Raw genomic sequence first — 12805 nt, forward strand, 5'->3', positions numbered from 1 at the left:
TCGAACGGGTTCATCGACATCTTCACATTCGCAAGCTCAACGCCTGACCCATCCGCCTTGACGCGGATCTTTACGTTGTAATCAACAACGCGCTTCACTGGGACCAAGATCTTCATGGCTTCCTTCCCACTCGTTACATGCGGCCGCGCAGGGCTTCAGGATCGTAGGGCGATTCCGCGATCACCCGCGCCTTGCGGCGTTCGCCGAGGATCGGCACTTCCAGCTCCGTGCCGGGCGTGCCGAGCGCAACGGGCAGCAGGGCGAAGGCGATATCGTGCCCGACCGTATAGGCATAGCTGCCGGAGGTAACGCGCCCGACAAGTTTGCCCTCGTGATAGACGCCTTCATGGATGAGCGAGCTAGCACCGTCCGTATCGATGGCGATCGTTACGGAGCGTTGTTTGACGCCCTCCTGCTGCTGGCGCACGAGCGCCGCCTTGCCGATGAAGTCACCCTTATCGAGCCGGATGAAGCGGTCGAGGCTGCTTTCCCACGCTGTCAATTCCGGATTCATGTCGCGATACATGGCGCGGTAGGACTTTTCGAGGCGAAGCGATTCCAGCGCATGGTAACCGATGAGGCGAAGGCCGTGCGGCTCACCCGCCGTAAGAATCGCCTGCAAGAGCTGCCGCTGATAGGGCAGCGGATGATAGAGTTCCCAGCCAAGTTCGCCTTCATAATTGACACGCAACATGCGAACGTCAGTCGCCAGGCTGACTGTGCCGGACTTGGCGCCGAACCACGGGAACGCCTCGTTGGAAAGATCCATCTCGGTCAGGCCCTGCAGCACGTCGCGCGCCTTGGGGCCGACGACCGTGAAGCAACCGCGCTCGTTCGTGACGTTGCGCAGCTGCACGCTGCCGTCCTTCGGCAGAAGCTTCGACAGGTCGTCAAAATTCCAGCGTTCGGCGCGCGGCGTGGAGATCAGGTAGAAGCTGCCGTCTTCAAGGCGCGCCACGACATATTCCGCCTGCACGCCACCGTTCTTCGTCAGATGATGGCTGAGGTTGACGCGACCGATTTTCGGCAGGCGATTGGCAAGAATAGTGTCGAGCCAGGCTTCGGCACCGGGGCCCGAGACTTCGAACTTCGTCATCGGCGTCATCTCGACGAGACCCACCGCCTCGCGCACCGCGCGTACTTCTTCGGCCACGTAATGGCCCTTCTGCGTCCAGCGCCAGCTATACTGGTCCTTGGCTTCCACCCCCTCGGGCGCAAACCAGTTCGGTACTTCCCACCCGTTCAGAACGCCCCAGACGGCACCGCGCTGCGATAGAATATCGTAGGAGGGCGCGGTCTTCTGCGGGCGGGCAGCAGGCATGTCCTGCCCCGGATAGTGCAATTCCGCATGCGTACCCCAGCTCTCCTTAACCTTGTGACGCGTCCATTCCTTGTTGGCGTAGGTGCCGAAGCGGCGCGGATCGAGTTCCGACGTATCGAGACTGTTGGCACCTTCGACGATACGTTCAGAGAGATAGTAACCGATGGCACCGCCCCACAGGATGCCGCCCGGAACACCCTCGGCGATCCAGACATTTTCCAGCCCCCAGGCCGGGCCGACGAGCGGCAGCTCGTCCGCCGTCATCTGGAAGGGGCCACGCACATTCGCCTTGATACCGACGCGGCCGAGTGCAGGCACCATTTCCATCGCGGCTTCCCAGTTCCAGGCGACCGCGTCGAAATCTTCTTCGACGAGATCGGCACCGAACCACTCTGGCACACCGTTTTCGGCGAAAAGCTTCAGGTGCTCGGTCTTTTCGTAAGGACCGAACATCAGGCCGTCGCCCTCCTCGCGCAGATAGCCCTCGAAACCTTCATCGCGAAGGATCGGCATTTCCGGCAAACCCTGGCGCTTGCGCTCGATGATCTCGGGCACCGCATCGGTAATCCAGTATTGGTGAAGGATCGGGATCGCGGGGATTTCAAGGCCAAGCATAGCGCCGGTCTGGCGGGCATAGTTGCCGGTCGCCGAGATGATATGCTCGCAGATGATCTCGCCATTGTTGGTGATGATCTTCCATTCGCCGTTGGCGAGGCGCTCGAAACCCTTGACCTCGGTGTTGAGATAGATCTTCGCGCCGCGGTCGCGCGCGCCCTTTGCCATGGCTTGCGTAACGTCGGCGGGGGCGATGTGGCCGTCGTCGGGATGGTAGAGCGCAGCCAGCATATCCTTGTTGTTTTCGAGCAGCGGCCAGAGCTCGCGTGCTTCCTGCGGCGTCACGAGTTCGGCGCGGATGCCCTGAACGGCGGCAACGCTCATATAGCTCTTGTATTCGTCCAGGCGGTCGCGCGTGTTGGCGATGCGCAGCTGACCGCATTTGTGCCATCCGACATGCTGACCGGTTTCAGCCTCGAGGCCTTCATAGATCTCGATGGTCTTGGCAATCATGCGGCCGATATTGATGCTGCGTGCATAGGAGGGGATGAGACCGGCAGCGTGCCAGGTCGAGCCGGCAGTAAGCTGCGTGCGCTCCAGAAGCGCGACATCCGTCCAGCCGCGCTTGGTGAGACCGTAAAGAATGGCGGCGCCGACGCAGCCACCGCCGATAACGACGGCGCGAGCATGAGTTTGCATGAAAAGGTTCCCTCGAATTGGTTTTCACCAACCTACAAACGCCCTTTCGGCCTGTAATCTTGCTAAAAATTGCCGAGGGGCATAACCTCAGATTATGCACAGACTCCGCTCCCTCATCCCGTCCGCCAACTATCTCTTCTGCTTCGAAGCCGCAGCCAGAAGGCGCAGTTTTACGGCCGCCGCACAGGAGTTGAATGTCAGCCAGCCAGCCGTCAGCAAGACCATCCGCCTGCTGGAAGAGGCGACCGGGCTAAAGCTCTTTCGCCGCGAACATACACGGCTGGAACTGACGGCAGAGGGACAGCGACTCTACAAGGAGACGCAGGAAGCCTTCGACCATCTGCACATGGTAATCTCGTCGCTGCAGAAAAAGCACTCCAACGATGTGGTGCGTGTTTCCTTTTCCGCATCGTTCGTGCAGCTGTGGCTTCTACCGCGACTGAAAGACTTCAAGGCCAAACACCCAGATGTTTCGTTGCGCATCGAAGAAAGCAGCCGCGACGATCAGGATTTGGTGGAAGAGGACATCGATCTTTCCGCTCGCCTCGGCAACGGCAAATGGCCGGGCATTCACTCCTGGCGTTTTGTGACGGAGGAAGTGCTGCCGGTGTGCAGCCCGGACTATCTGAGGGACCATGGGCCAATCCATGAGCCGGCTGATCTCCTTCAGCATACGCTGCTGAATTTCGAGGAAAGGCACCGCACCCGTCTTGGCTGGCGCGAATGGCTGGAGCGCCATGCAGTCCCAGTTGCCCGCCTGAAGCAGGATTTCGTCTTCACCGATGCACTGGGCTCCATCGAGGCGGCGGTGCTTGGCCAGGGTATCGCGCTCGGCTGGAAGCATCTCGTTCACGACCATATAAGGGCCGGACGGCTGGTTCTCCCCCTGCAGGAATCCTATCGGTCGGGGCACGCGATCCACATCATCATGCCGGCACAGCGCCCGCCGAAACGCGGGACGGAACTTTTCCGCGACTGGCTGATCGAGCAGGATGCCGATGCCGGCGTTCTGCAGCCCACGGGAAATGCTGATACCGGCTAAAACCTTTCACCCACGAAATGGGCAGCTTGCGCGCCCGCTTCGTAATAGAGCTCCTTCAGTGGACGCAAGCCCGGTTCCTTTGGATCGCTGAGCGGCAAGGGCAGTTCGGCTTCGGTCTTCTCGCCAAGGACCAACTGTGCCAGCGTGCGCCCGAATACGGTGCCCGGCGCGATACCGCGGCCATTGTAGCCGGAAAAGCCGACCACCTTGTCGGCGAAGCGATGGAAGCGCGGCAGGGCATTGTCGGTCATCCCGATCTTGCCGAACCATTCACATTCGAATTCGACGGGACCGAGTTGGGGGAAGAGCCTTTTCAGCGCACGTTTCGCCCACGCGACATGGATAGCGCGGCCGGTATTGCGCAGCGCACCGACACTGCCGAAAATCAGCCTGCCAGCCTGGTCCATGCGGAAGGACGACAAAATCTCTTTCGTGTCCCAGACGCCCTCGCGCCCCGGCAGGATCGACGACAGGAGGTCCGGTGACAGTGGCTGCGTTGCCAAATTAAAATATGGCAGATGCACCTGCTCTTGACGAACATCGCTCCAGGGACCTGTGCTGTAAGCATCCGTCGAGACGATCACCCAAGGCGCGGTGACGGAACCACGGTCGGTACGCACCCTCCAGCCATCCCCGGAACGTTCGCAGGCGACAACGCGCGAACCCGTATGGATGACAGCGCCGGCAGCAATCGCGACCTTTGCCAGACCGCGCACATAGGCGAGCGGTTGCAACGTACCTGCCCGCATGTCGAGCAGCGATCCGGCATACGCTCGGCTTCCGATGCGGCGCGCCGTCTCCGCCGCGTCGAGAAGCATGACGGGCGCGCCGCGTTTTTGCCACTGGTTCGCCCGTTCTGTGATCTCCTTGAGGCCTTCGGCACCTACCGCGCAGTGCAATGTCCCCTTGCGCTCCAGCTCGCAGGCAATTCCGTGTTTTTCGATGAGGTCCATGACCAGTTGTGGTGCATTACCCAACATATCGAGCAGACGTTCGCCGTGGATATCGCCGAGCGCACCGGGCAAATCGTCCGGCATCACCCACATGCCGGCATTGATCAGCCCGACATTACGGCCGGCCCCGCCAAAGCCGATTTCCGCCCCTTCGAGTACGACCACGCGGCGTCCTGCCTCGGCCAGATGGAGGGCCGCGGAAATCCCGGTAAACCCGCCGCCGACAATGACGACCTCTGCCTGCCGATCGCCCATCAACGGCTGTGTTGCCGGAGCAGGCGGTGCCGTTTTTTCCCAAAGGCCGTGGGAGTGCGGGTCGGTCAGCATGGTCTCGGTCCTTCCAGGTCCTTGCTATTTCTGATTTTTCGGCTGACCGAAAACATAGTCGGCCACCTTCGGCAGGAAGCTATCGGACCGATATGTCTTTGGCTTGTCGCCAACAGAGCTGCCGGTGTTGAGAATGCCCGCCTGATAGTCGTCGGCAAAGAGGCTGTAGGGGTAAGGCGCTTCGGTGGCGCTGGCTGCGTCGAGCGCGGCGCGTTGCTCGACAGCTAGCTCGAAGTCGAGTGACGCAATATTGTCTTCGAGTTGATCGAGCTTGCTCGCCCCAACGATCGCAGCAGCTACGCCTGGGCGATTGACGACCCAGTTGAGAGCCACCTGTGCCATGCTGCGTCCCACTTCCGCAGCCGTTTTCTCGAGAGTGGAGACGATGCGGGCATTGCGTTCGTTGAACAGGCCGAGGCCGGTGCCGGAGGCATCCAGCGCAAGGCGCCCTGCCTGTGCGCCGGCGCGGTATTTGCCGGAAAGCAGCCCCATGGCAAGCGGGCTCCAGGCGGTAATGCCAAGTCCAAGCGTTTCGGCAAGCGGCACGAATTCGTGCTCGATGCTGCGTTCGACCAGTGAATAGGGAAGTTGCAGGCTGATCGGCGTGGTCAGCGCATGGGCTTCCGCCCAGGTCTGCGCCCGCGCCGCATACCAGCCCGGCACGTCTGACAGGCCCGCATAGCGGATCTTGCCGGCGCGCACGAGATCATCGAGCGTGCGCATCACCTCTTCCACCGGGGTCATGCGGTCCCAGGTGTGCAGGAGATAGAGGTCGATGTAATCCGTCTTCAAACGCCGCAGCGAAGCCTCGACCGCGCGCATGATGTTCTTGCGCCCATTGCCGCCAGCATTCGGATTTCCGGGTGAAAGGTTGTTGGAGAACTTTGTCGCGATGACCACCTGGTCACGAAGCCCCGCATCGGCAACGAAACTGCCGACGAGGCTCTCGCTCATACCCCCCGCATAGGAATCCGCCGTGTCGATGAAGTTGCCGCCCGCCTCGACATAACGGTTGAAGATCGCACGAGCGCTCGCCTCGTCACTGCCCCAAGAGCCGCCAATACCGCGGATACCCGCATTGCCAAACGTCATGGTCCCGAGCGCAAGGCGGCTTACCCGCAATCCGGAACGGCCTAGAAGATAGTAATGATCGAGCGACATCGTCGGTCCTTCATTGTGCGTGACGCACCTGCGCTACATGGCGCCCATATAAGGGCGGCGTGCGGTACTCTGCTGCACATAGTTGATCATGGTGATGAAGTCGAAGACCGGTCGGCCGGTCGCCGCCTGCACGGCATGGGCATAGGGCGGCAAGTCACTGCACTCAAGCAGAATGGAGCGGACATCGGGATTGTCCTCCACGAGACGCCGGGCAACCTCCGTCACTTCCCGCTCGATCGCAGCGGAATCCAACGTTCCGCGCTCTTCCAGAATGGCCTCTCGAAATTCCGTCTGCTCTTCCATACCGGCAACCGCAAGAGGAACGTGGTCGGCGACGTTGCAGGCGGCAAAGTGGCGCGGGGTCAATCGCGTGGCATTGGCGGTAATGACGCCGACCCGCCCACCGCACAGAGCATGCATGAAAGGAATCTGCATCAGGCTCGAAAGGAAAACCGGAATTTCGACAGCGGCCGCGACTTCTTCCTGAAAATAGGCCATGAAACCGCAAGCGCCCGTGATTGCCTTGACACCTCGGTTCTGCAGTTCGACGGCAGCCTCGATGAAGACTTCCTTCAGCGCAGGATCACGCTGGTTGAGCAGGCGGTCGATCGACGCACCCCGCACCTCCTGGAAGCGCACGGGATAATCATAGGTCGTCGCATTGCCGACATTGCCGGGCACACAGGGATAAGCGGCATCGAGGATCAGGATGCCGATCTGCTCACCGTACCACGACTGCGTCTTCCGCGTGACCGTATAGACAGTCATCGTTGTTCTCTCCGATTTCCATGTCAGGGAAATGCGGGAGAGTTCCCTCTCCCGCCTTGTGGTTCGTTACTCGACGAGACGCGGCGCGCCCGTATCGGCGGCCGTGCCATCCAGGCCGTAGGACTTGAGGATGGTGACGATCGTGCCGTCCGCATGCATTTCGGCAATCGCGGCATCCAGTGCAACGCCGAATTCCTTGGCGTTCAGCGAATAGGGGAAGGCTGCCTGCGCAGCTTCCTTCGTCGCCTTCACACGCTCGTCCGGCGCAGCGACATTGACCTTCACGTCGCCAAGAGCGCCCTTCTGCGCCGCGACGACGCCCGTCGAATATCCATCGACCGCCACGTCGATGCGGCCCGACGACAGGTCCTGCTGCATGTTGACGGAGTTCGGATAAAGCTTCAGCGAACCGCCGAGCATCGCCTTCAGGTCGGCAACCCAGAGATAACCCTGCACCGTACCGACCTGCTTGCCTTCGAGATCGGAAACATTCTTGAAGTCTTCCTTCGAATAGATGCCCATCTGGTCAGTGTAGAGCGGAGCGGAAAGGCTCATCACCTTCGCGCGCTCGGCCGTGCGGTACCAGTCTCCGGTCGCGATGTCGGCTTGACCGGACAGGACATACTGGATAGCCGCGGCCGGATCGACCGCAACGGCCTTGACCTTCAAGCATTCGCGCTTGGCGAATTCTGCGGCGATGTCACCGTCGATGCCCTTCATGTTGCCGCTGTCATCGACGAAGGAATGGGGAACATAGGTGGTGACCGCCACGGTCAGCGTGCCCGCCTCGACCGTCGTGAACTGATGCTTGGGCGTGCACTCCTGGGCGGATGCGGCACCGACCGACAGGGCCAGACCGGCAATACCGGCAAGGAGGAACTGCGTGGTGGTTTTGGTTTTCGGCATGCAGGTATCCTTTCAGCTTGGTTTCAACGTTGCGCGTAGAGACCGGCACGCTTTTCGACGTGATTGACGAGAAACGCGGCGGGAATGGAAATGGCGGCGTAGAGCACCCCCGCGGCAAGCAGCGCAGGAAAATAGCGGAAGGTGGTCGAACCGATCTCGTAGGCCCGGCTCACCAGCTCCGGTAGCGCGATGGTGAAGCAGAGCGAAGTTCCCTGGAAAATAAGGATGGAGAAACCGAGCAGCGCTGGAAGCGCGACCCGGAGGCCCTGCGGCAGCAGTACGTAGCGCAGCTCGTCGAATCGGCTGAGGCCAAGCGCTTCGGCTGCCTCGCGCTGGCCAAGCGCGACGGACTGCAGGCTGGCGCGGATGATCTCGCTGGTATAGGCGCCGGTGTTCCAGGCGAGGGCGATGATTGCGGCCGAGAAGGAGCTAAGCGTCAACCCGGTCGAGGGCAGGCCGAAATAGATGAACTGCAGAAGCACCAGCGCCGGCGCGCCGCGACCAACCTCGACGAGAAAGAGGCTGACACCTTTCAGCAAGCGGTTCTTGGCGAGAACGCCCAACGCCAAAACAAGCCCGAAAGGAATACCGATCAGCAGGCTGAGGCCCGTTACCTGGAGACTGATGGAGAGGCCGCCCAGAAGGTCCGGGAGCCAGGCGGAGATTTCGTCTTGGGTCGGAAACATCAGCGTGCCACCTTTGCCCGGAGATAACCGTCTGCGACGCGCGAGAGCCAGGCGATCGGCAGGCTCAGGAGCACGTAGAACAGCCCGACCAGCGCGAAGACTTCGAGGCCGCGGAACGTCAGCTGCGAAAGCTGGTTGCCCTGATAGGCAAGCTCCGCCACACCGATGGTGGAGGCAACCGCAGTCTCCTTCATCAGGCCGATCAGATAGCTCGCCGCCGACGGCAGCGCGACGCGGAAGGCCTGCGGCGCAATGATATCGCGGAAAATCGACCAACGGCCGAGATCAAGCGCCGCGGAGGCCTCCCATTGACCGAAATGGATAGAAGCGACGGCGCCTCGGTAGATTTCCGCCATGTTCGCGGCCGCGATCAGCCCGAGGCCCATCAGAGCGGCATTGAAAGGGCTGATCGGCATCACGCCCATGCCGAGGCCAAAGAAGATGATGAAGAGCCATAGGATCGGCGGAATGGCGCGCACGATCTGGATAGCAGTCATCGCAAGGAAACGGAGCGGCCAGAGGCGGCTTTGGCGCGCCGCAAGCAGCGGGACACCAAGTACGGCGCCGATGAGAAACGCGCCAGCTGTGAGTGCGACCGTCCAGGTCAGACCTCGCAGGAGTGGCAGAAGGTCCGCCGCGCTCATCGGTCGTGTACCGCACGAAGGAAACGCTTCGTGCGTTCCTGTTGCGGATTGCGCATGACGTCCTTGGACGGTCCCTTCTCCACGATATGTCCGTCGGCCATGATCATGACCGTATCGGAAACGTTCTCGGCAAACCCCATCTCGTGGGTGACGACGATCATCGTCATGCCAGTCTCTGCGAGTTCCCGCATGACGGCGAGAACCTCGAGCCCGAGCTCTGGATCAAGCGCCGAGGTCGGCTCGTCGAAAAGCATGATCTCCGGGTCGAGGGCAAGAGAGCGCGCGATGGCGATGCGCTGCTGCTGACCACCGGAGCAACGGACCGGGAACTGTCCCGCCTTGTCCGCGAGCCCGACCCGCTTGAGAAGTTGCATGGAGCGTTCATCGGCTTCCGCGCGGCTGCGACCAAGAACACGCTCCTGCGCAAGGCTGACATTGCGCAGAACCGACATATGCGGGAAGAGATTGAAGGACTGGAACACCATCCCGACCCGCCGACGAAGACCGGAAAGCTCCGCCCGCGCAACCGGACGGGCAGCGTCGATCGTCATCGAGCCGATCGTTATGATGCCGCCATCCGGCGGTTCGAGATAGTTGATGCAACGCAGCAGCGTGCTCTTGCCAGAGCCGCTGGGCCCTATGATGGCAAGCACCTCGCCAGAACGCACATCGAGATCGATACCGTCAAGAACGATATGGGTGCCGTAGTGCTTGCTGAGAGACTTGAGGCGGATGAGGACATCGGTCGAGGCTGGCATCATCGCGGGTTGCACCCTGCCATGCAGCCGATCGTCTTCCCGCAGATAAAGGATGGCACCATCCATATCATCGTGACCCCCAATAGATCAGCACTCCGCGCGCCGCCTTTGCGGGCTGGTTATCGCCTGAGCTGCCTGGTTATGATTTGGCCGTCGGAATTTCCGCTTCCGGCCCTGTTCCCGTTGTTATTGAGAGAATGTTAGCATTCTACCGCGCGCTGAGCAGGGCGAAAAAATTGCCTCCTCACCAAACCTGAAGTTATGCACTGGTGGCGAGACATTGCGGAAAAACGGGCAGATCAGATAATTTGTCAAACGACGCGCGGGAGGCATAATCCAGTCTATATTTTCAGGTGTACCAGCCTCGAAATCTTTGGATCCCCTCGCGTGGGTCGTAGCCGCTCGGCCCTGGACTCGCCAACTTGGCCGAGGTTGGTCAATACTCCGTCGGCACGGTCAACAACTCTGCAGGAGGGCCGTCGAGGAAGCTCCGCACCGTTGGCGGCAACTGTCGCGCGTTCAGCGGTAGCACACCACAGCGGGACAGTGTCGCCCGCAGGTTGGGTTTCGTGCCGAGGTGGCGCCAGATCATGCGTGAGGCATAGGGCAGGTTTCCCTGTCTCCATGCGACACCTAGGGTAACACCACGCAGGTAGACGCGTTGGTGCGCCGCCTCGAAGGGAATAAGGATGGTCTGCGACAACATTGGATTCACCCCGAGGCTGCGTTCGGTGATGAAGATACGGTTACGCCAGAAAGCGGCGAGGCCGGTATATTTCGAATCCTGGCGAATCTCGCTGTCGCTGTCGCGAATGCGCTCCATGGACTTCACGCGCATTTCGCCATGCTCCTCGTAAATCCGGCTCAACGAGCAGATCACGAGATCGGGCCAGGAGGGAGAGCGATGATAGGTCTGGAAATAGCCAGTGTGCCGGCGAAGCGCTTCGATATCACCCGGAAACCCCTCGAGCAAACCGGCCCGTACCGCAACAGGTGGCTCCAGCTTCTGCAGGCGTTGGCGGAAAATCGCCGGCGGCAGCGAGAAATCGCCGGCCGCCAAACCGAAGTAGTCAGCTATACGGGCGAGATTATACGCGGAAGGTTGTGTGTCACCGTTGATATAGCGGTTGAATTGCTGACGATTGATCGCGACCTGCCGGCAAATATGCGAAATCGAGCGTTGCGTGGCGCAGGCCGACTTCAGGTTTTCCAGAAAATTCTCCAAGCATCAACCTATTTATCATAGCTTAAACTCGCTTAAAGTAGCATCAACTTGCGAAGTTGCACAACATTCCCGCAACGCTAGGCTCGGTTCCGACAACACCATAATGGGAACCACGAAAAAATGTCAGACTTCGGCAAGACTCCCAGTGCAACCATGCCCGCTGGCGCACTCGACCGTCGCGCATTCTTGGGCGCCACCGCTGCCTTTGGCGCCGCGATGACGTTGAGCCCAGGTGGCATCTTGATGCCGAAATCCGCCCTCGCGGCCGATGAGCCAAAGCGCGGCGGTAATCTCAAGCTCGGCATGAACGGCGGCGCAACCAGCGATACGCTCGACCCCGCGGGTTATAGCGCTTCCGTCCTCTTCGTTGTCGGGCGTCTGTGGGGCGACACGCTGGTCGAATCCGACCCGAAAACCGGCGCGGCACTCCCCTCCCTCGCCACCAGTTGGGAACCTTCGGCGGATGCCTCCGTCTGGACCCTCAAGCTGCGCGACGACGTCTCCTTCCACGACGGGACCAAAATGACGGTCGCTGACGTCGTTGCCACGCTGAAGCGCCACGCGGATGCCAACTCGAAATCCGGTGCACTCGGCCTTCTCTCCTCCATCAAGACCATAGAGGAGAAGGCGGGTGATCTGGTCCTGACACTTTCGGAAGGCAATGCCGACCTGCCGCTGCTTTTGACCGATTATCACCTCATCATCCAACCCAAGGGCGGGGTGGAAAACCTCAACGCTGCCATCGGCACCGGGCCCTATGTACTGAAGAGTTTCGAGGCGGGCGTGCGCACGACCTTCGAAAAGAACGCCGCCGACTGGCGTTCGGATCGCGGTTTCGTCGACAGTGTCGAAATCATCGTAATGAACGACACCACAGCACGCATTGCCGCCCTTTCCTCAGGCCAGGTGCACTTCATCAACACCATCGACCCCAAGACCGTGCCGCTGCTGGAGCGCGCACCAACGGTGGAGATCGTGCGTAACGCCGGCAAGGGCTTCTACGCCTTCCTGATGCATTGCGACACCGCCCCCTTCGATAACAATGATCTCAGGCTAGCCTTGAAATATGCCATCGACCGGCAGGCGATCCTTGACAAGGTGCTGGGCGGCTACGGCACCATCGGCAACGATTATCCGGTGAACGGCAACTATGCGCTGGCTCCGGACGACATCGAGCAACGGACCTACGATCCGGACAAGGCCGCATTCCACTTCAAGAAATCCGGCCATGAGGGTTCCGTCCTGCTGCGCACCTCCAGCGCAGCCTTCCCCGGCGCCGTGGACGCCGGCGTGCTCTTCCAGGAAAGCGCAAAGAAGGCAGGCATCGACATCGAGGTGCGACGTGAGCCGGAAGATGGCTACTGGACGAATGTCTGGAACGCCCAGCCCTTCTGCGCCACCTATTGGGGCGGCCGCCCGACGCAAGATTCCCGCTACTCGACCTCCTACCTCTCGACAGCGGAATGGAACGACACCCGTTTCAAGCGCGAGGATTTCGACAAGCTGGTACTGCAGGCGCGCTCCGAGCTCGACGACACCAAGCGCAAGGCTCTTTACCGCACCATGGCGCTTATGGTGCGGGACGAGGGCGGACTGATCCTGCCGGTCTTCAACGACTATGTCATGGCGCAGAGCCGGAGCGTTAAAGGCTATGTCAACGACATCGGCAATGACATGTCGAATGGCTATATCGGTAGCCGCGTCTGGCTCGACGCGTAAGCTCAGCAACCCAGTACCCTATAGGACTTCGGAGCGTTTGC

11 protein-coding genes and 1 pseudogene are annotated in these 12805 nt (G+C 60.8%); 2 read left to right on the forward strand and 10 right to left on the reverse strand.

The annotated features are described in order from the left end of the window. Together D0Y60_RS22115 and D0Y60_RS22120 are read right to left on the reverse strand one after the other, a co-directional pair. A pseudogene (locus tag D0Y60_RS22115) lies at window positions 1-116 on the reverse strand (electron transfer flavoprotein subunit beta/FixA family protein); the annotation flags it as partial. 17 nt (window positions 117-133) lie between these two features. Continuing rightward, a complete protein-coding gene (locus tag D0Y60_RS22120) occupies window positions 134-2575 on the reverse strand; it encodes an FAD-dependent oxidoreductase (RefSeq protein ID WP_117372114.1) in 2442 nt (813 codons plus the stop codon). 94 nt (window positions 2576-2669) lie between these two features. Here D0Y60_RS22120 and D0Y60_RS22125 point away from each other — a divergent pair, with 94 nt between their 5' ends. Next, on the forward strand, window positions 2670-3617 hold the full coding sequence (locus tag D0Y60_RS22125; RefSeq protein WP_117372115.1) for a LysR substrate-binding domain-containing protein: 948 nt from the start codon (window positions 2670-2672) through the stop codon (window positions 3615-3617). Here D0Y60_RS22125 and D0Y60_RS22130 read toward each other — a convergent pair. The 8 genes from D0Y60_RS22130 to D0Y60_RS22165 all read right to left on the reverse strand — a co-directional run bounded on the left by D0Y60_RS22130 (window position 3614) and on the right by D0Y60_RS22165 (window position 11045). After that, entirely contained in the window at window positions 3614-4897 is a 1284-nt protein-coding gene (locus D0Y60_RS22130) for an FAD-binding oxidoreductase (RefSeq protein ID WP_117372116.1), read from the reverse strand. The two genes, D0Y60_RS22125 and D0Y60_RS22130, sit on opposite strands and share 4 nt — an antisense overlap. Before the next feature lie 24 nt (window positions 4898-4921). Then, window positions 4922-6058, reverse strand: a complete 1137-nt coding sequence (locus D0Y60_RS22135; protein WP_117372117.1) for an aldo/keto reductase — start codon at window positions 6056-6058, stop codon at window positions 4922-4924. Window positions 6059-6091: 33 nt separating this feature from the next. Then, a complete protein-coding gene (locus D0Y60_RS22140; protein ID WP_117372118.1) occupies window positions 6092-6826 on the reverse strand; it encodes an aspartate/glutamate racemase family protein in 735 nt (244 codons plus the stop codon). Between the two features lie 66 nt (window positions 6827-6892). Continuing rightward, window positions 6893-7732, reverse strand: coding sequence for a transporter substrate-binding domain-containing protein (locus D0Y60_RS22145; protein WP_117372119.1), 840 nt, complete (start codon window positions 7730-7732; stop codon window positions 6893-6895). Between the two features lie 23 nt (window positions 7733-7755). Beyond that, entirely contained in the window at window positions 7756-8418 is a 663-nt protein-coding gene (locus D0Y60_RS22150) for an amino acid ABC transporter permease (protein WP_117372120.1), read from the reverse strand. Continuing rightward, window positions 8418-9062, reverse strand: coding sequence for an amino acid ABC transporter permease (locus D0Y60_RS22155; protein ID WP_117372121.1), 645 nt, complete (start codon window positions 9060-9062; stop codon window positions 8418-8420). The genes D0Y60_RS22150 and D0Y60_RS22155 overlap by 1 nt, the downstream gene beginning before the upstream one ends. Then, window positions 9059-9820, reverse strand: a complete 762-nt coding sequence (locus D0Y60_RS22160; RefSeq protein WP_199564251.1) for an amino acid ABC transporter ATP-binding protein — start codon at window positions 9818-9820, stop codon at window positions 9059-9061. Before D0Y60_RS22160 ends, D0Y60_RS22155 begins: the two co-directional genes overlap by 4 nt. A gap of 436 nt (window positions 9821-10256) precedes the next feature. Continuing rightward, window positions 10257-11045 carry a helix-turn-helix transcriptional regulator gene (locus tag D0Y60_RS22165; protein WP_117372122.1) on the reverse strand — a complete coding sequence of 263 codons (789 nt, stop codon included), beginning with the start codon at window positions 11043-11045 and terminating at the stop codon, window positions 10257-10259. Between the two features lie 120 nt (window positions 11046-11165). Between D0Y60_RS22165 and D0Y60_RS22170 the strand changes: the two genes are divergently transcribed. After that, on the forward strand, window positions 11166-12764 hold the full coding sequence (locus tag D0Y60_RS22170; RefSeq protein ID WP_117372123.1) for an ABC transporter substrate-binding protein: 1599 nt from the start codon (window positions 11166-11168) through the stop codon (window positions 12762-12764). Window positions 12765-12805 lie beyond the last annotated feature (41 nt).

The organism is Shinella sp. WSJ-2, from assembly GCF_003432075.1.
GTDB lineage: Bacteria > Pseudomonadota > Alphaproteobacteria > Rhizobiales > Rhizobiaceae > Shinella.